The 22,668-nt window shown below is 72.3% G+C and carries 20 protein-coding genes and 1 riboswitch; of the genes, 7 read left to right on the forward strand and 13 right to left on the reverse strand.

The window, feature by feature from the left end:
* Positions 1-134: 134 nt before the first annotated feature.
* A complete protein-coding gene (locus ACLWS4_RS15580) occupies positions 135-1,316 on the reverse strand; it encodes a cysteine desulfurase family protein (protein ID WP_416874394.1) in 1,182 nt (393 codons plus the stop codon).
* A 181-nt stretch (positions 1,317-1,497) separates the two neighbouring features.
* Between ACLWS4_RS15580 and ACLWS4_RS15585 the strand changes: the two genes are divergently transcribed.
* The gene (locus tag ACLWS4_RS15585) at positions 1,498-2,265 is read left to right on the forward strand and encodes an IclR family transcriptional regulator (protein WP_380781443.1); all 768 of its coding nucleotides are present in this window, start codon (positions 1,498-1,500) and stop codon (positions 2,263-2,265) included.
* Here ACLWS4_RS15585 and ACLWS4_RS15590 read toward each other — a convergent pair.
* On the reverse strand, positions 2,171-2,830 hold the full coding sequence (locus tag ACLWS4_RS15590) for a trimeric intracellular cation channel family protein (RefSeq protein ID WP_049660599.1): 660 nt from the start codon (positions 2,828-2,830) through the stop codon (positions 2,171-2,173). The genes ACLWS4_RS15585 and ACLWS4_RS15590 overlap by 95 nt on opposite strands.
* 129 nt (positions 2,831-2,959) lie before the next feature.
* Here ACLWS4_RS15590 and ACLWS4_RS15595 point away from each other — a divergent pair, with 129 nt between their 5' ends.
* A complete protein-coding gene (locus ACLWS4_RS15595; protein ID WP_416874395.1) occupies positions 2,960-4,315 on the forward strand; it encodes an acyltransferase family protein in 1,356 nt (451 codons plus the stop codon).
* Positions 4,316-4,389: 74 nt separating this feature from the next.
* On the opposite strand, the gene ACLWS4_RS15600 is transcribed toward ACLWS4_RS15595, so the two are convergent.
* From ACLWS4_RS15600 to ACLWS4_RS15630, 7 genes are all read right to left on the reverse strand, one after another.
* Entirely contained in the window at positions 4,390-5,454 is a 1,065-nt protein-coding gene (locus ACLWS4_RS15600; protein WP_416874396.1) for an ABC transporter ATP-binding protein, read from the reverse strand.
* A gap of 34 nt (positions 5,455-5,488) precedes the next feature.
* A complete protein-coding gene (locus tag ACLWS4_RS15605) occupies positions 5,489-6,556 on the reverse strand; it encodes an ABC transporter ATP-binding protein (protein ID WP_416874397.1) in 1,068 nt (355 codons plus the stop codon).
* The gene (locus ACLWS4_RS15610; RefSeq protein WP_049649101.1) at positions 6,553-7,563 is read right to left on the reverse strand and encodes an ABC transporter permease; all 1,011 of its coding nucleotides are present in this window, start codon (positions 7,561-7,563) and stop codon (positions 6,553-6,555) included. Before ACLWS4_RS15610 ends, ACLWS4_RS15605 begins: the two co-directional genes overlap by 4 nt.
* Positions 7,564-7,660: 97 nt before the next feature.
* Positions 7,661-9,427, reverse strand: coding sequence for an ABC transporter substrate-binding protein (locus ACLWS4_RS15615; protein WP_074001488.1), 1,767 nt, complete (start codon positions 9,425-9,427; stop codon positions 7,661-7,663).
* 86 nt (positions 9,428-9,513) lie between these two features.
* Positions 9,514-10,500 (reverse strand): ABC transporter permease, encoded by a 987-nt coding sequence (locus ACLWS4_RS15620; protein ID WP_049649099.1) that lies wholly within the window; start codon positions 10,498-10,500, stop codon positions 9,514-9,516.
* Positions 10,501-10,946: 446 nt separating this feature from the next.
* On the reverse strand, positions 10,947-11,870 hold the full coding sequence (locus ACLWS4_RS15625) for an enhanced serine sensitivity protein SseB C-terminal domain-containing protein (RefSeq protein WP_079271895.1): 924 nt from the start codon (positions 11,868-11,870) through the stop codon (positions 10,947-10,949).
* Between the two features lie 116 nt (positions 11,871-11,986).
* The gene (locus tag ACLWS4_RS15630; RefSeq protein ID WP_117489618.1) at positions 11,987-12,790 is read right to left on the reverse strand and encodes an enhanced serine sensitivity protein SseB C-terminal domain-containing protein; all 804 of its coding nucleotides are present in this window, start codon (positions 12,788-12,790) and stop codon (positions 11,987-11,989) included.
* Between the two features lie 209 nt (positions 12,791-12,999).
* A riboswitch (glycine riboswitch) is annotated at positions 13,000-13,101 on the forward strand.
* A 230-nt stretch (positions 13,102-13,331) separates the two neighbouring features.
* Here ACLWS4_RS15630 and gcvT point away from each other — a divergent pair.
* The 4 genes from gcvT (at position 13,332) to ACLWS4_RS15650 (ending at position 17,811) form a co-directional block, all read left to right on the forward strand.
* Positions 13,332-14,453 carry a glycine cleavage system aminomethyltransferase GcvT gene (gcvT, locus tag ACLWS4_RS15635; RefSeq protein WP_049649097.1) on the forward strand — a complete coding sequence of 374 codons (1,122 nt, stop codon included), beginning with the start codon at positions 13,332-13,334 and terminating at the stop codon, positions 14,451-14,453.
* A 99-nt stretch (positions 14,454-14,552) separates the two neighbouring features.
* Complete coding sequence (gcvH, locus tag ACLWS4_RS15640) at positions 14,553-14,933, forward strand: glycine cleavage system protein GcvH (protein WP_049649096.1); 381 nt, start codon at positions 14,553-14,555, stop codon at positions 14,931-14,933.
* A gap of 80 nt (positions 14,934-15,013) precedes the next feature.
* The gene (gene glyA / locus ACLWS4_RS15645; RefSeq protein WP_049649095.1) at positions 15,014-16,282 is read left to right on the forward strand and encodes a serine hydroxymethyltransferase; all 1,269 of its coding nucleotides are present in this window, start codon (positions 15,014-15,016) and stop codon (positions 16,280-16,282) included.
* Between the two features lie 161 nt (positions 16,283-16,443).
* Positions 16,444-17,811 (forward strand): L-serine ammonia-lyase, encoded by a 1,368-nt coding sequence (locus tag ACLWS4_RS15650; protein ID WP_074001486.1) that lies wholly within the window; start codon positions 16,444-16,446, stop codon positions 17,809-17,811.
* 69 nt (positions 17,812-17,880) lie between these two features.
* On the opposite strand, the gene ACLWS4_RS15655 is transcribed toward ACLWS4_RS15650, so the two are convergent.
* Complete coding sequence (locus ACLWS4_RS15655) at positions 17,881-19,446, reverse strand: MDR family MFS transporter (protein ID WP_416874398.1); 1,566 nt, start codon at positions 19,444-19,446, stop codon at positions 17,881-17,883.
* Positions 19,447-19,468: 22 nt separating this feature from the next.
* The gene (locus ACLWS4_RS15660) at positions 19,469-20,122 is read right to left on the reverse strand and encodes an NADPH-dependent FMN reductase (RefSeq protein ID WP_416874399.1); all 654 of its coding nucleotides are present in this window, start codon (positions 20,120-20,122) and stop codon (positions 19,469-19,471) included.
* Positions 20,123-20,272: 150 nt separating this feature from the next.
* Between ACLWS4_RS15660 and ACLWS4_RS15665 the strand changes: the two genes are divergently transcribed.
* Positions 20,273-21,028, forward strand: a complete 756-nt coding sequence (locus tag ACLWS4_RS15665; protein ID WP_387822119.1) for a TetR/AcrR family transcriptional regulator — start codon at positions 20,273-20,275, stop codon at positions 21,026-21,028.
* A 56-nt stretch (positions 21,029-21,084) separates the two neighbouring features.
* Here ACLWS4_RS15665 and ACLWS4_RS15670 read toward each other — a convergent pair whose 3' ends face one another.
* Complete coding sequence (locus ACLWS4_RS15670; RefSeq protein ID WP_416874400.1) at positions 21,085-21,567, reverse strand: nuclear transport factor 2 family protein; 483 nt, start codon at positions 21,565-21,567, stop codon at positions 21,085-21,087.
* A gap of 297 nt (positions 21,568-21,864) precedes the next feature.
* A complete protein-coding gene (locus ACLWS4_RS15675; protein WP_416874401.1) occupies positions 21,865-22,638 on the reverse strand; it encodes a class I SAM-dependent methyltransferase in 774 nt (257 codons plus the stop codon).
* Between the last annotated feature and the right edge of the window lie 30 nt (positions 22,639-22,668).

Below are 22,668 nucleotides of genomic sequence, written 5' to 3' on the forward strand. Positions count from 1 at the left end.
CCCGGAAGACGGGATCAGCGCCGGACGGCCGGGAACGGCGCCGCACGGCCGGGATCAGCGCCGGACGGCCGGGAACGGCGCCGCACGGCCGGGCTCAGCGCCGGACGGCCGGGAACGGCGCCGCACGGCCGGGCTCAGCGCCGGACGGAGGCCAGCCCGGCGTTGCGCGCCCGCAGCACCGCCGGCCCGATGGCCGCCGCCAGCGCCGTCACGTCCTCCCGCACCGAGGTGTGGCCGAGCGAGAACCGCAGCGACGCGCGCGCCAGCAGCGGGTCGACGCCCATCGCGAGCAGCACGTGGCTGGGTTGCGGCACCCCGGCGGAGCAGGCGGAGCCGGTCGAGCACTCGATGCCCTGGGCGTCCAGCAGCATCAGCAGGGCGTCGCCCTCGCAGCCGGGGAAGGAGAAGTGCGCGTTGGCGGGCAGCCGCCCGGCCGCGGACGGGTCGCCGTTGAGGATCGCGTCGGGGACGGCGTCCAGCACCGAGGCCACCAGTTCGTCCCGCAGCGCGCCCAGCGTGACGGTGTGCTCGGCCCGCCGTTCGACGGCGATCGCGGCGGCGGCCGCGAAGCCGGCCGCGCCGGGGGCGTCCAGGGTGCCGGAGCGCACGTCGCGCTCCTGCCCGCCGCCGTGCAGCAGCGGTACGGGCGCGGCGCCCCGGGAGAGCAGCAGCGCGCCGATGCCGAACGGGCCGCCGATCTTGTGTCCGGTGACGGTGAGCGCGGTGAGGCCGGATTCGGCGAAGGAAACCGGGACCTGACCGAGCGCCTGCACCGCGTCGGCGTGCACGGGGATGCCGTACTCGGCCGCCACGGCGGTCAGTTCGCGGACCGGCTGGACGGTGCCGACCTCGTTGTTGGCCCACATCACGGTGACCAGCGCCACCGACGCCGGGTCGCGTTCGATCGCGGACCGCAGCGCCTCGGGGTGCACCCGGCCGTGCTCGTCGACCGGCAGGTACTCGACGGCGGCGCCCTCGTGCTCGGAGAGCCAGTGCACCGCGTCCAGCACCGCGTGGTGCTCGACCGGGCTGCACAGCACCCGGGTGCGGGCCGGGTCGGCGTCCCGGCGGGCCCAGTACAGGCCCTTGACCGCGAGGTTGTCGGACTCGGTGCCGCCGCCGGTGAGCACGATCTCGCTGGGGCGGGCGCCCAGGGACTCGGCCAGCGACTCCCGGGACTCCTCGACCACCCGGCGGGCCCGGCGGCCGGCCGCGTGCAGGGCCGAGGCGTTGCCGACCACCCCCAGGTGCGCCGTCATCGCGGCGATCGCCTCGGGCAGCATCGGCGTGGTCGCCGCATGGTCCAGGTATGGCATAACCATCCGATTGTAGAGCGCCGCAGGGGGCGGGGTTCCGGCCCGGGGCACCGATCCAGCCACCGCCCGCACGGGCCGGACGCACCACGGCCGGACGGCCGCGTCCGGTACTGGTTTGTACCACTGAGCCACCCAGCGGTTAGCCTGACGCCACCAGTCAGCCGGATCCACGGGGAACGCCATGTCGCAGTCGGTCGACCGCGCGCTGACCCTGCTCGACGCGCTCGGCGACGCACCGCTCTCGCTGGAGCAGGCCGCCAGCAGCCTCGGGGTGCACAAGTCCACCGCCCTGCGGCTGCTGCGCACCCTGGAGGAGCACGGCTTCGCCCGCCGCCAGCCGGACCTGCGCTACCGGATCGGCGGCCGGGTGCTCTCGCTGGCCCACCGCGCGCTGGAGGACTTCGACGTCCGGCAGGTCGCCGCGCCGTACCTGGCCGCGCTCAACGCCCGCTGCGGCTACACCGTCCGGCTCGCCGTGCTGCACGACGGCGAGGTGCTCTACCTGGACGAGGTGGCCGGGCCGCCGGGCGCGGAGCCGTCCCGGATCGGGCGCCGGGCCCCGGTCGACGGGACGGCGGTCGGCCGGGTGCTGCTCGCCGGGCTGTCCGCGGACGACGCCCGCGCGGAGCCCGAGCTGGCGGCGGTGCGCCGCCGGGGCTGGGCGGCCGAGTCGCGCGAGCACCGGGAGCCGGTGACCTGCGTGGCCGCGCCGGTCGCGGGCAGCGGCGGGCGGACGGTCGCGGCCTGCGCGCTGAGCGCCCCGGCGAGCGAGGTTCCGCCGGCCGAACTGGCCAGGATGGTGCCGGAACTGCTCTGCACGGCCGAGGCGATCTCGCTCGCGTACGGCGGCTCGCCTACTCCTCGCTGGTGCGAGAACCGTTGCGGTGCCAGGCCCGCGGGGCACGCCAGCCGTACTTCAGGGCGAGCATCCGCAGTCCGAAGGCGGTAAGCGCGGCGGCGGTGCCGGTCACGCCGGTGAGCCGGTCGGTGGCGATCAGCAGGGCGACGACGGTGGCGCCGACCAGGGCGGGGACGGCGTAGATCTCCCGGTCCCAGCGCAGCAGCGAGGGGATCTCCCCGGCGAGTATGTCGCGGATCACGCCGCCGCCGGCCGCGGTCACCATGCCGAGCGCGATCGCGGCGACGGCGCCGAGTCCGAAGTCGTGGGCCTTGGCGGTGCCGGTCACGCAGAACAGCCCGAGCCCGAGGGCGTCCAGGGTCTGCACCGCCCGGTTGATCCGCTCGACCTCCGGGTGCAGGAAGAACACCACCAGGGCGGCGCCCAGCGGGGTCACGAAGTAGCCGAGGTTGGTGAACGCGGCGACCGGGGTCGCGCCGATCACCAGGTCGCGCATCACGCCGCCGCCGAGGGCGGTGACCTCCGCCAGCACACAGATGCCGAAGATGTCCATGTTCTTGCGGACGGCGAGCAGGCCCCCGGAGAGGGCGAAGACGAAGATGCCGACGAGGTCCAGCGACTGCTGGACGTCGGTCGGGAAGAGCTGGGATGTCACCGTCCATGTGTACCCGATGTGCACGGATGTGCCGGTGAACGTCCGTTCTCCGGATGCGAACGCACCGCCGGAAGGGTGCCGGACGGCTTGCGCGCCGTCCGGCCGGAGCGGCTCGGCTAGCCTCCGCCTGTGAAGCTCGTGAAGCCCAGGTCGGCCCCGGCGTCACCGCCGGAGCCGTCGAAGTCGCCGCCGGAACCGCCCGCCTCCGCCAGGCTCGGCTGGCTCGACGCGCTGCGCGGCGTCGCCGCCCTCGCCGTCGCCATGCACCACTTCGGACTGCTCGGCAAGATCCCCCACGCGGACCGGGTGCCGCGCCAACTGGACCTCGGCTTCTTCGGCGTGATGCTGTTCTTCCTGGTCAGCGGGTACATCATCCCGGCGTCGCTGGAACGGCGCGGCGACGTCCGGGCGTTCTGGACCGGACGGCTCTTCCGCATCTACCCCGCGGTGGCCGTCACGATCGTGGCGAGCCTGCTGGTGCTGCCCCGCGGCGGCCAGATCGTCCAGAGCTTCCCCTTCGACCACCCGGTGCTGTCGCTCGCCGCCAACGGCCTGCTGCTCCAGGACCTGGTGGGGGTGCCCAGCGCCATCGGCGTGATGTGGTCGCTCACCTACGAGATGGTCTTCTACTACTTCGTGTGCGCGCTGTTCGTCCGGGGGTGGCACCGGAACAGCGCGCCGATCGCGGTCGGCTTCGCGTCCGTCGCCCTGGTGCTCGGCACCTGGCTGCCGATCGGCGGGATCTCGGTGGACCTGCCGGCCACCAGGCACCTGGTGGCGGTGGCCGGGATCGTGGTGCTGATGGCGATGGCGTGCATCGCCACCGCCCGTCCGGACCTGACCCGTTGGGGCGCGCTGCTGCTCGGCGGCCTGGGCCTGGTCCTGATCACGGTGAACAACCGGAGCACCGGCTTCGAGACCATGCTGATCTTCGCGACGATGTTCGCCGGCACCGTGCTGTACCGGCTGGAGCACGGCCTGCTCGACCGGCTCCCGGCCCTGCTCTGCTGCGCCTTCGTGGTCGTCGCCGGCGTCACGGTCGGCTACCTGTACAACCGGGACACCGCGCTCTGGCACACCTGGACCCCTTCGTGGCAGTCCTTCTCGCTCGCCTACCTGGCCGCCTGGGCCCTGTTCGCGGCGGCCATGCTGCTGCGCCGCCGCCGCTTCCCGCGCTGGCTGAGCGGGCTCGGCACGATCAGCTTCTCGGTCTACCTGCTGCACGGGCCGCTGATGTACTTCGTCGGCTGGAGGCTCCAGGGCTACCCGCCGATCGTCGGGCCGACGGGGCAGGCCGCGCTCACCCTCGGCTACCTGGGGGCGCTCGTGGTGCTCTCCTACCTGTCGTACCGGCTGGTCGAGATCCCGTTCCAGCGCCTCGGCCGCCGGGTGGTCCGGGCGCTGGACCGCCGCTTCCCGGCCCCCGCCCCGGGCCCGCGCGAACCGGCGCCGAGGCCCGAAGCGGTGCCGGCCGCGGGCGTCTGAGGCCCGGACGCCGAAGAGGCCGCCCGCCCCCGGAAGTCCGGGGGCGGGCGGCCTCTCGCGTCCGTGCGGGGACCTCAGGCCCTGGCGTCGGCCGGAGCGTTCCCCGGAGCGTTCTCGGGGAAGTGGCACGCCACCTGGTGCCCGGTCTCGAGCACCGCCAGCGGCGGCTCCTGGCTCGCGCACACGTCCTGCGCCTTCCAGCACCGGGTGCGGAAGCGGCAGCCGCTGGGCGGGTTGATCGGCGAGGGGACGTCGCCCTTGAGCAGGATCCGGTCGCGGCCGGCGCGCTGGCGGCGGCGCGGGTCCGGGACGGGCACGGCGGACATCAGCGCGTTGGTGTACGGGTGCATCGGGCTGCGGTAGAGCGAGTCCCGGTCGGCGATCTCCACGATCTTGCCGAGGTACATCACCGCGACCCGGTCCGAGACGTGCCGGACCACCGAGAGGTCGTGCGCGATGATCAGGTAGGTCAGCCCGAGCTCCTGCTGGAGGTCGTCCAGCAGGTTGACCACCTGCGCCTGGATCGACACGTCCAGGGCGGAGACCGGCTCGTCCGCGATGATCATCTTCGGCTTCAGCGCGAGCGCCCGGGCGATGCCGATGCGCTGGCGCTGGCCGCCGGAGAACTCGTGCGGGTAGCGGTTGTAGTGCTCGGGGCTGAGCCCGCACAGCTCCAGCAGCTCCTGGACGGCCTTCTTGAGGCCGCCCTCGGGCACCGCGTTCTGGAGCCGGAACGGCGCGCCGACGATGGTGCCGACGGTGTGCCGGGGGTTCAGCGAGGAGTACGGGTCCTGGAAGATCATCTGGATGTCGCGACGCAGCGGCCGCATCGCCCCGACGCTCAGGTGGCTGATGTCGGTGCCCTCGAACTCGATGGTCCCGCCGGTCGGTTCGTCGAGCCGGGTGACCAGTCGGCCCATGGTCGACTTGCCGCAGCCGGACTCGCCCACGACGCCCAGCGTCTCGCCGGCGTTGACGGTGAAGTCGATGCCGTCGACGGCCCGCACCGCGCCGGTCTGGCGCCGCAGCAGCCCGCCGCGGATCGGGAAGTGCCGGGTCAGGCCGGCCACCTTCAGCAGCGGCTCACGGCCGGGGGCGGGTGCCGACCGCGGGGTCGGAGCCGCCTGAGTGTCCGTCATCGGTTCTCTCCAGAAAGGTGGTACGAGGCCGGGCTCACAGCCGGGGCGCGATCTCTTCGGCGAAGATGCGGTGCCGCTCGCCGGCCGCCAGGTGGCAGGCCGCGAAGTGCCCGGGCACGGCCTCGGCCAGTGCCGGGACCTCGCTCGTGGAGCGCCCGTCGGTCAGGGCGGCGTACGGGCAGCGCGGGTGGAAGGCGCAGCCGGACGGCACGTTGATCAGGCTGGGCGGGGTGCCCTTGACCGGCACCAGCCGGTCCTGGAGTTCCCGGTCCAGTCGCGGCATCGAGCCCAGCAGGCCCCAGGTGTACGGGTGTTCGGGCGCGTCGAAGAGGGTTTCGGCCGGGCCGCGCTCGACGCACTTGCCGCCGTACATGACCAGGATGTCGTCGGCCAGTTCGGCGACCACCCCGAGGTCGTGGGTGATGATGATGACCGCGGAGCCGAACTCCTCCTGGAGGTCGCGGATGAGGTCCAGGATCTGCGCCTGGACGGTGACGTCCAGGGCGGTGGTGGGCTCGTCGGCGATCAGCAGCGAGGGGTCGTTGACCAGCGCCATGGCGATCATGGCGCGCTGGCGCATGCCGCCGGAGAACTGGTGCGGGTAGTCGTCCACCCGGCGGTCCGGCTGCGGGATGCCGACCCGGTCGAGCATCTCGACCGCGCGGGTCCGGGCCTGCTTCTTGGTGGCCTGGGGGTGGTGCACCCGGTAGGCCTCGACGATCTGCTGCCCCACCGTGTAGTAGGGGTGCATCGCGGTCAGCGGGTCCTGGAAGATCATCGCCAGTTCGCGGCCGCGCAGTTGGCGCACCCGGTCCGGGCCGGCCGCGATCAGGTCCTCGCCGTTCAGCCGGATCTCGCCGCTGATCCGGGCCCGCTTGGAGCGGTGCAGGCCCATGATGCCGAGCGAGGTGACGGACTTGCCGGAGCCGGACTCGCCGACGATGCCGAGGGTGCGCCCCTTGTGCAGGTCGAAGCTGACCCCGTCCACCGAGCGGACCAGGCCGTCGTCGGTGTCGAAGTGGATCCGCAGGTCGCGCACGGAGAGGAAGGGGTCGCCGGCCGAGGCGGGAGCGGCCGCCGGGTCCTTCTGGAGGTCGGTCACGAGAGCCTCACCCGGGGGTCGACGAGGGCGTACAGGAGGTCGACCACGAGGTTGCAGGCGACGATGAAGAAGGCGGCGAGCAGGGTGACGCCGAGGATCTTGGGCAGGTCGTTGTCGGAGATCGCCTGGACGGCGAACTGGCCGACGCCCTGGAGCGAGAAGACCTGCTCGGTGATCAGCGCGCCGCCGAGCAGCAGCCCGAGGTCCATGCCGAAGATCGTGACGATCGGGGTGAGCGCGGCGCGCAGCCCGTGCCGGGCGACGACCTTGCGCTCGACCAGGCCCTTGGCCCGGGCGGTGCGGATGTAGTCCTCGCTCATGGTCTCCAGCATCCCGGCGCGGGTGAGCCGGGCGTAGAGCGCGGAGTAGAGGAAGGCCAGCGAGATCCACGGCAGGATCAGGTTGCGGGCCCACATCAGCGGGTCGTCGGTGAAGTCGACGTAGTGCAGGTTGTCCAGGATCGGCCACTCGTAGCTGAACAGCGTGAGCAGCAGCGCGCCGGTGAAGAAGACCGGCAGCGAGACGCCGGCGAGCGCGACGCCCATGGAGAGCCGGTCGAAGATCGACCGCGGCTTCAGGGCGGAGACGACGCCGGTGGCGACGCCGGAGACCAGCCAGAGCACGGCCGCACCGGCGGCGAGCGAGATGGTGATCGGGATCCGCTTGGTCAGCTCGGGCCAGACCTCCAGGTGGTTCTTGAAGGAGTAGCCGAAGCAGGGCACGTGACAGGTGGCCGGTTCCGGTCCGAAGTGGTACTCGGCGCCGCTGACCAGCCCCTTCAGGAAGTTCCAGTACTGGGTGTACAGCGGCTGGTCGAGGCCGAGGTTCTGCTTGACCGCCGCGATCGCGTCCGGCGACGGGTTCTTCCCGATGTACTGGGCGGCCAGTTGGTCGGCCGTCTCGCCCGCGAGGCGCGGGAGCAGGAAGAAGATCGCGAAGGTGACCGCGCTGACGACCAGCAGCAAAATCGCCGCCGCGAAGATCCTGCGGATGATGTAGGCAAACACAGTTGGGCGGCTCCGGCGGCCGCCGCCGTCCGGGATCTTCCGGACGGCGGCGGGCGCCGCTGCCTTCACCTGCCTTCAGGGATGCGGAGCCAGGCTCTTACTTGACGCCGATGTTCAGGTAGTCGTACTCGCCCGAGAACGCCGAGGTGGAGACCACGTTGGTGGCGTTGTCCGGGCGGTACAGGAAGACCTTGAAGTAGGTCAGCGGGACGTAGACCGCCTGGTCCATGACCTTCTTGTCGACGTCGCCGTAGATCTTCTCGCGGGCCGTCTTGTCGGGGTTGATCGCGGCGTCGTCGAGCAGCTTGTTGACCGCGGGGTTGTCCAGCTGGGCCAGGTTGTTGTTGCCGGACGGCTTGATGGTGCGGCCGTCGACGATCTGCTGGAGGAAGCCGTAGCCGGTCGGCCAGTCGGCGCCCCACTGCATCATCATCAGGCCGATGTTGTGCTCGGCCGCGAACTGCGGGGAGCCGGCGCTGTCCTGGAGGTACTTGCCCTGCGGGTACTGCTGGATCTCGGCGTTGATGCCGACCTTCTTCAGCGCGGCCTGGATCGAGGTGGCCGCGGCGACCTCGGTGGCGCGCTCGGTGCGGGCGGAGAGGACGGTGTTGATGCCGCCCTCCTTGCCGCAGGCCTTCAGGGCCTCCTTGGCCTTGGCCTCGTCGCCCTTGTTGTCCTTGGTCTCGTACGTGTTGAAGTCCTGGTGGCCGGGGATGTCCGGCGGGAGCACCGTGTTGGCGATCTGGCCGCGGATCGGGCCGCCGAGAGCGGTCTGCACCGAGACCTTGTCGACCGCGTACTGCACGGCCTTGCGGCACTCGATGTTGTCGAACGGCGCGAGCTTGGAGTTGATCGCCATGTAGACCAGGCGGCCGCCGTAGGCGTTGTCGGTGCTGGCCTTCAGCTTCTGGTTCTGGAGGATCTGCGCCTGGGTCTGCGGGTCGACGCCGCCGCCCACCAGGTCGACCTGGGCGTTGCCGGCCAGCAGGTCCTTGTCGATGGTGGACTGGTCGATGTTCATCCGGAGCACGATCTTGTCCGCGAGCTGCTTGCGGATCGGGTCGGTGCTCGCGTCCCAGTTGGTGTTCGGGACCAGGACGGCCTGCTTGCCGTCCTCGTAGGACTCGAACTTGTAGGAGCCCGAGGAGACGATCTTCTTCACGTACTCCGAGCCGGTGTCCTTGGCCTGCGGGACCGGCGCGGTCTGCGGGGCGCTGACCAGGTAGTCGAAGTCGGCGAAGGGCTGCTTCAGGTGGAAGACGATCGTGGTGTCGTCGGGCGTCTCGATCGAGTCGAGGCCGCCCTCCTTGTCCTTGTACGGGCCGGCGTACGGCGTGGCGTTGTCCACCAGGTGCTCGCGGAAGTAGACCGGGCCGTTGGAGTTCACGTCCAGCGCGTAGTTCGAGCGCTCGACGGCGTACTTGACGTCCTTCGAGGAGATCGGGGTGCCGTCGTCGTACTTCAGGCCCTTGCGCAGCTTGTACGTCCAGGTCAGGCCGTCCGCGCTGACCTGGCCCATCGACTCGGCGAGGTCGGGGACGAGCTTGTTGCCCTCGTCGCCCGGCGCCGGGTTGAAGGTGGTCAGCGAGCGGGCGTACAGGCGCGAGAAGTTGTAGATGTACGCGTAGTACGTGTTGCCCGGGTCGAGCGAGTCCGGGGTGCCCTTCATCTCGTAGGTGACCGTCCCGCCCTTCTTGTCCGAGGCGTTGACGATGCCCTTGGTGGCGGCGTTGGCGCCGGAGCCGCCTCCGGTGCCGGAGGACGAGGCGGAACCGGTGTCCTTCGACGAGCTGGTGCAACCGGTCACGACCAGGACGGCGGCGGCTGCGGCCGCGGTCAGGGCGACGGTACGGGACCTACGCATGGGTGAGATCAACCCCTTGGGGATGGGAGGCGGTGAAGGAGAGCCTTGACGGCGCATCACATGATGCGTGGTCATGTGCGGCGGAATCAGTTGCTCTTGGGATCGAGGGCGTCGCGAAGACCGTCGCCGAGCAGGTTGAAGGCGAGCACGGTGACGAAGATCGCCAGACCGGGGACCACCATGTACTGGGGGTCCACCTGGTAGTACCGGATCGCGTCCTGGAGCATCCCGCCCCAGGAGGCCTGCGGCGGCTGGATGCCGACGCCGAGGAAGCTCAGCCCCGCCTCGAAGAGGATGTTGGTCGGGATCAGCAGGGTCGAGTAGACCAGGATCGGACCGACCAGGTTGGGCAGCAGCTCCTTGAACAGGATGAACGGGCCGCGGGCGCCGAGGCTGCGGGCCGCGTGGACGAACTCCCGCTCGCGCAGCGAGAGCGTCTGGCCGCGCACGATCCGGCCCATGTAGGGCCAGTTGAAGAAGCCGATCACGAAGATCAGCACCAGCATGTGCAGCGGCAGGCCGTGCAGGCCGAAGGCTCCGCCCTGGAGCGAGGTCGAGATCGCGATGGCGAAGAGCAGCAGCGGGAAGGCCAGGAAGACGTCCATCACCCGGCTGATCACGGTGTCCACCCAGCCGCCGTAGTAGCCGGCCATGATGCCGAGCACGGTGCCGATGGTGTTGGACAGCAGGGTCGCGCCGAAGGCGACCAGCAGGGAGACCCAGGAGCCCTCGATGACGCGGGTGAGCAGGTCACGGCCCTGCAGCGGGTCGATGCCGAGCGGGTGTTCGAGGCTCATGCCGCCCCAGTCGCCGAACGGCAGACCGCCGAGGTCGGCGTCCAGCAGGTCCTGGTGGAGGGCGTCCGGGTCGAGCCCGAACATCGACTCGATCGGCTTGGCCAGCACGGCGAGCATGATCAGCAGGATCACCACGACGCCGCCGGCGACGGCGGCCTTGTCCCGCTTGAAGCGGGTCCAGGCGATCTGGCCGAGGGAGCGGCCCTCGATCTTCTTGGCCGGTCCGGCGGCGGCTGCTGCCTCCGGCTCGTTCCCGGCGGTGGTCACGGATGTCATGGTCAGTTGGTCCCCTCGCCGACGGTGGCCGGCCCACGGGTGCCGGTCGCCGTCTTCGGCGGTGCGGCTGCGGACGTGCGGAGGTGCTTAGGAGGAGCGGGTGTTGACGGCAGTGCGTCGTGCACAGGCACTGCCACCACGCGGGATGGGCGTCGCGTGGACGGGCTTGTCGGCGTGCGCGCTCACCTTTGTGGGGTTCCAGCACGCGCGGTGCGTTGCGCAGAACTCTCTGCCATCCGAACTGGCTTGCGCCAGCCCCGACAACCGACAGATGCCCAACTGTGATCTGCGTGCATGCACCTCCCCGATCTTCGGCATATACCTCTTCACATGGCTGTAACTGCCATGTCAAGATGACCGGGCCGCACATCCGGAAATTCGTCCGGAAAGCATCGAAGCCGACTTGACGGACAATCAAGTCGGCTTCGGAGAATGGGTTTTGGGATTCAGCGCCCGGGGTAGCCGGGCCACGGCCGCTGCGGCTGCTGCTGCCAGCCCTGCGCCGGCGGCTGGGTGCCGTACGCGTAGCCCGGCATCGACTGCCCGGGGTACGGCGGCGGGGGCACCGGCGGGTACGGGCCGGTCGGCGGGCGGCCCGCCTCCCGGTCGAAGAACGGCCGCGCGTTGGCGCGCATCCACAGCGCCACCGGGTCGTACTCGTCCGACATCGCCACCGTGGACACCGCGAGCCCCTCCGGGGCCACCGCGATCGCGCGCTGCATCAGCGCCCGCACCGCCTCCACCGCCGGCGGCGAACTCTCGTAGAGGTCAAGGCCGATGGCCAGGTACGGCTCCCCCACCGCGGGCTGCACCCAGGCCCGGCGCAGTGCCCGGACCGCGCGCACCTCGGCGGCCTGCCGCTCCAGCAGCGCGAAGAACGGCTGGGCGTTCAACTGCGGCTCGCTGAGCTTCAACGGCCCGGCCGGCAGCCGGTCCAGGCCTGCGGCGACCCGGCGCAGGTCCGCCCAGGGCACGCCGACGCCGCCGCCGGGGGCGTGCGGGTTGAGCCACAGGCCCCAGCGGGTGCGGTACAGCGAGGCCGCGATCTCCCGGCCGGAGACGACCTCGTGGGCCCGCGCCCAGCCGGAGGCGGTCAGCTGCTCGGGCGAGGTGACGGCCGGCGCGTAGCCGTGGCCGCTGATCTCCATGTTCCCGTACTGCGCGTCCGGGCTGCCCGGCGTGCCGTGCCACAGCAGCATCCAGACCCGGCCGTCCGCCAGCGCGTGCAGCAGCCGCTCGTACGCGTCGTAGCGCTCCGGCGCGACGTCGCGCAGGGCGCGCTCCAACGCGCCGGGATCAGCTCCCGGGCGCCCGGCCGGTGCCTGGCCCCAGGGCCCCGGCACACCGCCCGCTCCCGTTCCCGCACTCATGCGCCCACCTCGCCGCGCCTCTTTCCCTCAACCCGCCGACCCGTCGGCCGTCTGCACGCACCCTATGGCGCGGCACCGGCCACCGCCACGGCGACGTGCCTCTGATCCGGACCCGCTCACGCCCGCGTGTGGAAAGGCAGTACCCGGGTGAGCAGCCACTCGACCACCGGGTCGTCGGCGAGGTCGAGCAGTACGAGGTGGACGCCCCCGGGCAGCGGCGCGGTTCCCAGCGCTCGCCCGAGTGCCTCGTTCACCGCGGCCGGGTCGGCCGGGGCCGCCGGGTCCAACTGGACGCCCACGAACATCACGGTCGGTTCGCCCTCGATGCTGGCCAGCGCCCTGCGGGCGGTCAACACACCGGGCAGCGCCGACAGTTCGCTCCGGCAGGCGGCCAGGAAGTGCTCCGGGTCCTCGCCCGGCACCGGCTCGCGCAGCGCCACCCGGCCGCCGGTCGGCTCCGCGGCGCCCTCGGCCTGCTCCCAGCGGTCCTCGCGCGGGCCGCGGCGCAGCTCGGCGACCCCCTGCGGCGGCACCGGGAGGCCCACCGGCGCGTCCGGGTTCACCGCGATGCCCAGGCCCAGCGGCAGCCCGCGGGCGAACTCCCACACCGGCGCGATCGCGAAGGCCATCCCCGGCGCCTGCTGGAGGAACACCTCCTGCGAGGAGAACACCGGCACGTACGGGTCGCCGCCCAGCTCGATGGTCGGCAGGTCGAGCGCCTGGCCCTGCGGGTCGGCCCCGGCCGGCAGCGGCACCCACACCTGGCTGCGCGCCAGCACCTCGAACACCCGTGGGGTCGCGCCCGGGTCGCCCAGGGCCGCGGTCAGCACCTGCTCCAGTTCGTTGGCCGGCCAGGAGCCGCCCGCCGGCGCCTCCTCCGGTCCGCCCCACCCCTGCTGCTGCTCCACCGGGTACCCCATGCGCCGCCGATTCCGCCCTCTGCCGTCGGCCGCCCACTGCCGCACCGACGCGCAGCAGTCTAGAGGCGTGCGGGGGGTGCGGTCAGGACTCGTGTTCGGGTCCCGCGCGGTGTGACCGGGTCCCCCCTCCCCTCGTCGTCCGGGACGTGCCATGATGTGCCCGTCCGACGGCATGCGCCGCGGGCCCCCACAACTCCATACCGGCCGCTCGAACCCGCGCGGGAGAGCCCGGAGTGCCGCTCAGGCACAGCCGGCGCCGAAGGAGCAAGTCCTCCCCGGAATCTCTCAGGCACCCCTACCGCACGGGTTAGGCACATCTGGAAAGCGGCGCCCGGCCCTGTCGTGCGCCCACCCACGGTGCAAGCCGTCATGCTGTCCCCCAAGCTGGAAACGGCTGCGGGCGGCGGGGCGGTGAAGCTCTCAGGTTCGACGACAGATGGGGAGACCCACGCCGCCGCATGCCCGCGCGCAGGGTCGGCCCCCCAGCGGGTCCGGTCCGGTGCGTGCACCCCTGAGTGCCCCGACCGAGGAGTTCCTGGCCATGTCGTCCCTCCGCCTGACCGCGCTCGACGCGCTGCACCGCGCCCTCGGCGCGACCATGACCGACTTCGCCGGCTGGGACATGCCGCTGCGCTACGGCAGCGAGCGCGAGGAGCACCTCGCCGTCCGCACCAAGGCCGGCCTGTTCGACCTCTCGCACATGGGCGAGATCACCGTCACCGGCCCGCAGGCCGGCGAGATGCTGGACCACGCCCTGGTCGGCTTCGTCTCCGCGCTCGGCGAGCTGCGCGCCCGCTACACCATGATCTGCGCCGAGGACGGCGGCATCCTGGACGACCTGATCGTCTACCGCCTGCGCGAGGACGCCTTCCTGGTCGTCGCCAACGCCTCCAACGCCCAGCTGGTCCTCGACGAGCTGATCGCCCGTGCCAAGGGCTTCGACGCCGTCGTCACCGACGACCGCGACACCTACGCGCTGATCGCCGTCCAGGGCCCGGAGGCCACCGGCATCCTGGCCGACACCACCGACGCCGACCTGCCCGGCCTGAAGTACTACGCGATCCTCCCGGCCTTCGTGGCCGACCGCGAGGTGCTGCTCGCCCGCACCGGCTACACCGGCGAGGACGGCTTCGAGATCTTCTGCCACCCGGCCGACGCCGAGCCGGTCTGGCAGGCGCTGACCGCCGCCGGCGCGGACCGCGGCCTGGTCCCCTGCGGCCTGTCCTGCCGCGACACGCTGCGCCTGGAGGCCGGCATGCCGCTGTACGGGCACGAGCTGTCCACCGACCTGACCCCGTTCGACGCCGGCCTGGGCCGGGTCGTCCGCTTCGACAAGACCACCAACGAGGGCGCCTTCGTCGGCCGCAAGGCCCTGGAGGCGGCCGCCGCCGCGGCCGAGACCAACCCGCCGAAGGTGCTGGTCGGCCTGGTCTCCGACGGCAAGCGGGTGCCGCGCGCCGAGTACACCGTGGTCTCCACCGAGGGCGAGCCGATCGGCCGGATCACCTCCGGCGCGCCGTCCCCGACCCTGGGGCAGCCGATCGCGATGGCCTACGTCGACGCCGCCCACGCCGCCCCCGGCACCACCGTCGCGGTGGACGTGCGCGGCAAGCACGAGCCCGTCAGGGTCGTGGCGCTGCCGTTCTACAAGCGCGCCCGCTGACCCCTCGCACGCCCCCCGTTTTCCCATACGCGCACGTCGCAGCCGTCCGCGCGGCGGCCCGCTTCGTCGTACCCGCTTCCCATCCTGGAGAATGACGCCATGAGCAACCCCCAGCACCTTCAGTACACCAAGGAGCACGAGTGGCTGACGGCCGCCGTGGACGGTGTCTCCACGATCGGTATCACCAAGCACGCCGCGGACGCGCTCGGTGACATCGTCTACGTGCAGCTGCCCGAGGTCGGCGAGACCGTGACCGCCGGCGAGACCTGTGGCGAGCTGGAGTCCACCAAGTCGGTCAGCGACCTGTTCTCCCCGGTGACCGGCGAGGTCACCGAGGTCAACCCGGACGTCCTGGACAACAACGCCCTCGTCAACAGCGACCCCTTCGAGGGCGGCTGGCTGTTCAAGGTGCGCGTCGAGGCCACCGACGAGCTGCTCAGCGCCGACGAGTACGACGCGCTCACCAACCCCCAGGGCTGAGCCCCCGACGGGACGGGCCGCCGCACCGCGGTCCGTCCCGCCCTGGCCCCTTTCCCTCCTCCTCCCGGGAAGACCACACCATGACTGTTCTCAACCAGTCCCTGCACGCCCTCGACCCGGAGATCGCCGCCGCGGTCGACGCCGAGCTGCACCGCCAGCAGACCACCCTGGAGATGATCGCCTCCGAGAACTTCGCCCCGGTGGCGGTCATGGAGGCCCAGGGCTCGGTGCTCACCAACAAGTACGCGGAGGGCTACCCCGGCCGCCGCTACTACGGTGGCTGCGAGCACGTCGACGTGGTCGAGCAGATCGCGATCGACCGCATCAAGGCCCTGTTCGGGGCCGAGCACGCCAACGTCCAGCCGCACTCCGGCGCGCAGGCCAACGCCGCCGCGATGTTCGCGCTGATCCAGCCGGGCGACACCATCCTGGGCCTGAGCCTGGCCCACGGCGGTCACCTGACCCACGGCATGAAGATCAACTTCTCCGGCAAGCTCTACAACGTGGCCGCGTACCACGTGGACGAGAAGACCGGCCAGGTCGACATGGCCGAGGTCGAGCGCCTCGCCAAGGAGCACCAGCCGAAGCTGATCATCGCCGGCTGGTCCGCCTACCCGCGCCAGCTCGACTTCGCCGCGTTCCGCCGGATCGCCGACGAGGTCGGCGCGCTGCTCATGGTGGACATGGCGCACTTCGCCGGCCTGGTGGCCGCCGGGCTGCACCCGAACCCGGTGCCCTACGCGGACGTGGTCACCACCACGACCCACAAGACCCTGGGCGGCCCGCGCGGCGGCGTCATCCTGTCCAAGGCCGAGTTCGCCAAGAAGATCAACTCCGCGGTCTTCCCCGGCCAGCAGGGCGGCCCGCTGGAGCACGTGATCGCCGGCAAGGCGGTCGCCTTCAAGGTCGCGGCCTCCGAGGAGTTCAAGGAGCGCCAGCAGCGCACCCTGGACGGCGCCCGCATCCTCGCCGAGCGCCTGCTCCAGGCCGACGTGGCCGAGGCCGGCGCCAGCGTGCTCTCCGGCGGCACCGACGTCCACCTGGTCCTGGTCGACCTGCGCAACAGCCAGCTCGACGGCCAGCAGGCCGAGGACCGGCTGCACGAGGTCGGCATCACCGTCAACCGCAACGCCATCCCGAACGACCCGCGCCCGCCGATGGTCACCTCGGGCCTGCGCATCGGCACCCCGGCCCTGGCCACCCGCGGCTTCCAGGCCGAGGACTTCCGCGAGGTCGCCGACATCATCGCCGAGGCGCTCAAGCCCGCCTTCGACGAGACCGTCGCCGACGCGCTGAAGGCCCGGGTCTCCGCCCTGGCCGCGAAGTACCCGCTCTACCCGAACCTCTGATCACTCCGGTGATCGTTCGGGCGGGGTGACCGGCCTCACCCCTCCGGCGTACCAGGCACCCCGGGGCACCGCGCACACTGGAAGTGCGCGCGGTGCCCCGTCCCGTGTCGGCCCCTCCCTGCCCGCAAGTCCTTCCACGAGACCAGACAAGGACGTCCCCCGTGGCCATCAGCGTCTTCGACCTCTTCTCCATCGGCATCGGCCCGTCGAGCTCCCACACCGTGGGCCCGATGCGCGCCGCCCGGATGTTCGCCCGCCGACTGCGCACCGAGGACCTGCTGGACCGGGTGACGGGCGTACGGGCCGAGCTGTACGGCTCGCTCGGCGCCACCGGCCACGGCCACGGCACCCCGAAGGCCGTCCTGCTCGGCCTGGAGAACGCCTCGCCCCGCACCGTCGACGTCGACCAGGCCGACAAGGACGTCGAGCGGATCCTCGCCGAGAAGCGGATCAACCTGCTCGGCGAGCACCCGATCGACTTCGACCCCGACACCCAGCTGATCCTGCACCGCCGCCGCTCGCTGCCGTACCACGCCAACGGGATGACCCTGTGGGCGTACGCGGCGGACGGCTCGACCCTGCTGGAGAAGACCTACTACTCGGTCGGCGGCGGCTTCGTGGTGGACGAGGACGCGATCGGCGCGGACCGGGTCAAGCCCGACGACACCGTGCTGAAGTACCCCTTCCGCACCGGTGACGAGCTGCTGCGGCTCAGCCGGGAGACCGGCCTGTCGATCTCCGGCCTGATGCTGGAGAACGAGAAGGCCTGGCGCAGCGAGGAGGAGATCCGGACCGGTCTGCTGGAGATCTGGTCCGTGATGCAGGAGTGCGTGCGGGCCGGCATGTCCCGCGAGGGCATCCTGCCGGGCGGGCTGAAGGTCCGCCGCCGGGCCGCCTCGGGTGCCCGCGCGCTGCGCGCCGAGGGCATCGGGCCGGCCAACGCGATGGAGTGGGTGACCCTCTACGCGATGGCCGTGAACGAGGAGAACGCCTCCGGCCGCCGGGTCGTCACCGCGCCGACCAACGGCGCCGCCGGGATCATCCCGGCCGTCCTGCACTACTACCTGAACTTCATCCCGGGCGCCGACGACGACGGCATCGTCCGCTTCCTGCTCGCCGCCGGCGCCATCGGCATGCTCTTCAAGGAGAACGCCTCCATCTCCGGCGCCGAGGTCGGCTGCCAGGGCGAGGTCGGCTCCGCCTGCTCGATGGCCGCGGGCGGCCTCGCCGAGGTCCTCGGCGGCACCCCCGAGCAGGTCGAGAACGCCGCCGAGATCGGCATCGAGCACAACCTCGGCCTCACCTGCGACCCGGTCGGCGGCCTGGTCCAGATCCCCTGCATCGAGCGCAACGGCATGGCCTCCGTCAAGGCCGTCACCGCGGCCCGGATGGCGCTGCGCGGCGACGGACGGCACCACGTCTCGCTGGACAAGGCGATCAAGACGATGAAGGAGACCGGGGCCGACATGAAGATCAAGTACAAGGAGACCTCGCGCGGCGGGCTCGCCGTGAACGTCATCGAGTGCTGAGCTGACCGGCTTTTCCGCAGGCCCCCGGGCGGTCCCCCGTTCCGCCCGGGGGCCTGCGCGTTCTCCGGATCACCCGGCCGTGGCCGCCTTCGCGGGGGTGTCGGCCGGCTTGATCTCCCTGGCCGCTCCCTGCCGCGGGCGGACCAGGCAGGCGAGGGCCGTCGCCGCGGCCGCCAGCAGCACCCCGCCCACGACCGTGCCGTGCAGGCCGCCGGTGACCGCCGCCCCGACGGCGTCGCGAACCTCGGCCGGGAGGCCGTCGAGGGAGGCCGGGGTCAGCCCTCCGCCGGTGAGCCGGCCGGCCTCGGCGGCCCCGAGGCGCTCCGTGAGGGAGTCGGTGAGCCGCGCCGTGTAGACCGCGCCGAGCGCCGCCATGCCGAGCGAGCCGCCGATGCTCCGCAGCAGCGTGACCACGCCCATCGCCGCGCCCATGTCCTGCGGCCGGACCGCCCCCATCGAGGTCAGCAGGGTGCTCTGCATCACCAGGCCGAGGCCGATCCCGGCGACGGCCGTGAGGGCCGAGGCCACGGCGATCGGGGTGTCGGTGCGCAGGAGCAGCAGCAGCGCGCCGCCGGCCAGGGTGACCGCGCCGCCCAGCAGCGGGTAGCGCCGCTCGCCGCCGGGCCGGCCCATCAGCCGCGCCGTCACCAGCTGGGTGCCCATCATGCCGAGCATCAGCGGCAGCAGGAGCAGCCCGCCGGCGGTGGGCGAGGCGCCCCGGGCCAGCTGCAGGTAGAGCGGCAGGTAGCCGACCAGGGCGATCATCACCGCGCCGGTGAGGAAGCCGAGCATCTGCGCCACCGTGAAGTTGCGGTCGCGGAACAGCGCGGGCGGGATCAGCGGCCCGGGGGCGCGCAGTTCGGTCCGGGCGAACCAGCCCAGCGCGACCAGCGCGACCAGCGCCGTGCCGAGGAGCACCGGGGAGGTCCAGGAGTAGGCGGTGCCGCCCCAACTGCCCACCAGGGTGAGCGCGAGGATGCCGGTGGTCAGCAGGGCGACCCCGGCCCAGTCGAACGGGGCGCGCACCCGCTCCGTCCGCAGCCGTACCCCGACGCCGACCGCGAGCAGCGCGACCAGCCCGACCGGCAGATTGACGTAGAAGGCCCAGCGCCAGCTCAGCCGTTCGGTGAGGAAGCCGCCGAGCAGCGGTCCGCCGACGAAGGCGATCGGCATCAGCACGCCGACCACCGACTGCACCCGCGCCCGGTCGGAGGCGGGGACGAGCACCCCGATCACCGAGAGCGCGCCGACCATCAGCCCGCCCGCGCCGATCCCCTGGAGGCCCCGGAAGGCGATCAACTGCCCCATGTCCTGGGCGAGTCCGGCCAGCACCGAGCCGGCCAGGAACACCACCACCGCCCACTGGTAGGCGCCCTTGCGCCCGTACAGGTCGCCGAGCCGGCCCCAGAGCGGGGTGGCGGCGGCGGAGGTCAGCAGGTAGGCGGTGACCGCCCAGGAGAGGTGCTCCAGCCCGCCGAGGTCGCCGACGATGGTCGGCAGCGCGGTGCCGATGATCTGGCCGTCGAGGGCCGAGAGGAAGATGCCGAGCATCAGTCCGACGACGCCGAGCAGCGGCGGCTTGGGCCGCTCGTCGGCCTGCTCCTTGTTCTGGCCCCCGCTCTGTTCCGTGGCCATGCCGTCCGCCCCCTTCCCCGGCTCAGGCCGAGAACGGGCGGGCCCGGCGGGCGTCCCGCAGCGCCTGCGCCCACCAGGTGAGCTGGTCGAGCATGGTCTTGGCGGCATTGTCGGCGGCCGGGTCGATCGCCTTGCCCTCGGCGTCGAAGCACTGCGAGGCGCCGTGGAAACTGACCGTGTTGCGGATCGTGGCGGCGTTCAGCTCGGCCATCACCACCCGCAGCTGCTCGACCGCCCGCAGGCCGCCGGACAGGCCGCCGTACGAGACGAAGCCGACCGGCTTGCCGTGCCACTGCCGGTTGTGCCAGTCGATGGCGTTCTTCAGCGGGGCCGGGAAGCTGTGGTTGTACTCGGGCGTGACGATCACGAAGGCGTCGGCCGCCTCCAGCCGGGGCGACACGGCGGCCAGCAGCGCGGCGTCGTCCGGCGAGAGTTCGCCGCCGAAGGACGGGAAGGTGACGGGCAGCGGGGTCTCCACCAGGTCGATCCGGTCGGCGGTCAGGTCGCCGCGCGCCTCGAGGTGGCCGAGCAGCCAGTCGGCGACCACCGGGCCGAAGCGGCCGTCGCGGGTGCTGCCGACGAGGACGGCGACCTTCAGGTTCTGCTCGTTGGACGCCTGCTCGCTGGACGTCCGCTCGTTGGACGTCCGCTCGCTGGACCTCTGCTCCGTGGACATGGGAGTCCCCCTTCGGGATGGCTGGTGTGTACGACGTATCCGTCTCGAATACAACGTACACATCGACGTGTACGGCGTCCACTGCCGATACGCCGTACACAGGAGGGTGCTACGGTGGGACCGACCCCCAGTCGGAAGGAGCCCGCCCCCATGCCCGCTCAGCAGGCCCCCACCGGGGACACCCCCGCCGGCGACGACAGGCCCCCGGCGTCACTCTGGGAGCGCCTGGACCGCCCGGCCCCCGCCCCGCGCACCACCCTGACCCCGCAGCGAATCGCCGAGGCCGCCGTCGCCGTCGCCGACGCCGAGGGCCTGGACGCCGTCACCATGCGCCGACTGGCCGCCGAACTCGGCGTCGCCCCGATGGCCGCCTACCGGTACGTCTCCGGCAAGGACGAACTCATCGAGCTGATGGTCGACTTCGTCTACGGCCGACTCCCCCTGGACGCCGCCCCCGCCGAGGACTGGCGGGAGACCATGCGCGCCCTCGCCCTCCACCTGCGGGCCATGCACCTCGCCCACCCGTGGACCGTCCGGGCGGCCACCCCGTTCTCCCTCAGCCCGAACCAACTCGCCGTCCCCGAGCACGCGTTCGCCGCCCTGGCCGAACACGGCCTGGACGCCGACACCACCATGGCGGTGTTCCGCACCGTCACCGGCTACGTCCACGGCTCGGTCACCACCGAGGTCACCCTTGACACCCTGCGCCGCGAGCGCGGCTGGTCCGACGGCGACCAGACCCGGGCCGGCCTCGCCCCCCGGATGACCTGGCTGATGGGCACCGGCCGCTACCCCAACTACCAGCGCTACCTCCACGCGGCCACCCGCAAGGACGACCCCGACTGGCAGTTCGAAACCGGCCTCGACTGCGTCCTCGACGGCATCGCCGCCCACTTCGCCCTCTGACCGAGCCGCTCATGGAGTGGGAAGTCGGCCGGTCCGACTTCCCACTCCGCCCCCTCTTACTTGCCGGCCGCCCCGGCCCCCAGGCGCGCGGCGACGGCACCCAGCCGGCCCATCGCGTGGGCCACGCCCAGGCCGTCCATGTAGTCCCGCACGTGCACCAGCAGGCCGTCCCGGGCGCGCATCACCAGCAGGCCAGGCACGGTGAACGGCTCCCCGGTGGTGGCGAGCGTCCCGACCACCTGCTGCTCGACGGTCAGCACCTCCGGGTCGGCACCCGGGTGGACGGCCACCTCCCGGATCTCCCGCGGCCGCGCCGCACTCGCACCCCAGGCGGCGCGGTAGCCGGCCCGGATCTCCTCCCGCCCCCGGTACCGCTCCGGCATCCCGGGGAACAGGAACGGGAACTCGTGCACCCCGCCCTCGGCGTACAGCTCTGCCAGCGCGTCCGCGTCCAGGTCGAGCATCGCCCGCCGGTAGCGGACGAGCAGGTCGAGCGGGCTGGGTGTGCTGGGCGGGCTGGGCGTGGCGGAATCCGGCATGACGGCGGCCCCTTCGGCAGCGGACGGGGACGCCAGGATCCCTCTACGGCAATCGACTTGGCCCCCGCGCATCGATCGATGGCCCCAACCCTAGCCGCCGGAAGTCGGCTCCCCCTCGACGACCTGACGGCCGCCGCGCCCCAGCAGGCTTCGCCCGGCACCGAGGGGCCGTCCTCGTACCCCCGGGATCGGCACCTGCGAGTCCTGCGCTCCGTTCACGGCCCTCGGCCAACCAGCCGCGCTGCACAGGAAGTCGGCCGGGCCGACTTCCTGTGCGGCGGCAGCCGCCGACAACGCCTACCCGGCCGGCCGCTCGCCGGCGAGGACCAGGCGGTAGCCGTAGTCCATGCTGTCCCGGTCGAGCAGGTCGGCGTACCGCCGGTGCCACGCCCCCGAGGCGAGGTCGGCCCGCAGCCGCTCGACGGCCGGCTCGACCACCTCCGGCGGCAGCTGCGCGAAGGTCGAACTGGCCTGCCGGACCACCGGGTCCAGGTAGTGCTCGGGCCGCCGCCAGTGGGCGATCTGGAAGCCGTCGGTGAAGTCCCAGGGAACGGGGAAGGGCAGCACGGTGTGCGCGTCCAGGGCCTCCACCACCTGCTCCAGCGGCGTGAAGCGGGAGTCCTCCAACTCCCTGATCTCCGGCAGGTAGTCCTCCAGCAGCCACAGCTGCGGCCGGTGCGCCGGGTCCCAGGTGAACACCGCCTGCCGCCGCGCGACCCGCCGCAGCTCGGCCAGCCCGCGCCGCGGGTCCGACCAGTGGTGGACGGTCAGGACAGCCATCGCCGCGTCGAACGCCCCGTACTCGAAGGGCAGTTGCTCGGCCGAGGCCTTGACCTTCCGCTCCCCCGGATGCTGGTCGAGCATGACCTGCGACGGGTCGACGGCCGTGACCTCGGCGTCCTCCGGCTCGTACGATCCAGCCCCCGCACCGACGTTGACCACCGTGCGCGCTCCCCGCAGCGCCGACCCGATCAACGCGTGCAGCCGCGGATCGGGCCGACGGACCTGCCGGTACCCGACGCCGATCCGGTCGTACCTCGCCGTCCGGCTCTCCTGCCCCGCGTGTCCCATCCGACCAGCCCATCAAACGGGACCACCGGC

Origin of the sequence: Kitasatospora sp. SC0581, from assembly GCF_048159585.1 — a bacterium.
Classification (GTDB): Bacteria; Actinomycetota; Actinomycetes; order Streptomycetales; family Streptomycetaceae; genus Kitasatospora.

Bases quoted from the DNA above. Each gene is read 5' to 3' on its own strand.
- glyA (WP_049649095.1), top strand. From the start codon at position 15,014: ATGACTGTTCTCAACCAGTCCCTGCACGCCCTCGACCCGGAGATCGCC.
- ACLWS4_RS15625 (WP_079271895.1), bottom strand. From the start codon at position 11,870: ATGAGTGCGGGAACGGGAGCGGGCGGTGTGCCGGGGCCCTGGGGCCAG.
- ACLWS4_RS15660 (WP_416874399.1), bottom strand. From the start codon at position 20,122: ATGTCCACGGAGCAGAGGTCCAGCGAGCGGACGTCCAACGAGCGGACG.
- ACLWS4_RS15655 (WP_416874398.1), bottom strand. From the start codon at position 19,446: ATGGCCACGGAACAGAGCGGGGGCCAGAACAAGGAGCAGGCCGACGAG.
- ACLWS4_RS15675 (WP_416874401.1), bottom strand. From the start codon at position 22,638: ATGGGACACGCGGGGCAGGAGAGCCGGACGGCGAGGTACGACCGGATC.
- ACLWS4_RS15600 (WP_416874396.1), bottom strand. From the start codon at position 5,454: ATGACGGACACTCAGGCGGCTCCGACCCCGCGGTCGGCACCCGCCCCC.
- gcvT (WP_049649097.1), top strand. From the start codon at position 13,332: ATGTCGTCCCTCCGCCTGACCGCGCTCGACGCGCTGCACCGCGCCCTC.
- ACLWS4_RS15580 (WP_416874394.1), bottom strand. From the start codon at position 1,316: ATGCCATACCTGGACCATGCGGCGACCACGCCGATGCTGCCCGAGGCG.
- ACLWS4_RS15620 (WP_049649099.1), bottom strand. From the start codon at position 10,500: ATGACATCCGTGACCACCGCCGGGAACGAGCCGGAGGCAGCAGCCGCC.
- ACLWS4_RS15615 (WP_074001488.1), bottom strand. From the start codon at position 9,427: ATGCGTAGGTCCCGTACCGTCGCCCTGACCGCGGCCGCAGCCGCCGCC.
- ACLWS4_RS15630 (WP_117489618.1), bottom strand. From the start codon at position 12,790: ATGGGGTACCCGGTGGAGCAGCAGCAGGGGTGGGGCGGACCGGAGGAG.
- ACLWS4_RS15585 (WP_380781443.1), top strand. From the start codon at position 1,498: ATGTCGCAGTCGGTCGACCGCGCGCTGACCCTGCTCGACGCGCTCGGC.
- ACLWS4_RS15670 (WP_416874400.1), bottom strand. From the start codon at position 21,567: ATGCCGGATTCCGCCACGCCCAGCCCGCCCAGCACACCCAGCCCGCTC.
- gcvH (WP_049649096.1), top strand. From the start codon at position 14,553: ATGAGCAACCCCCAGCACCTTCAGTACACCAAGGAGCACGAGTGGCTG.
- ACLWS4_RS15665 (WP_387822119.1), top strand. From the start codon at position 20,273: ATGCCCGCTCAGCAGGCCCCCACCGGGGACACCCCCGCCGGCGACGAC.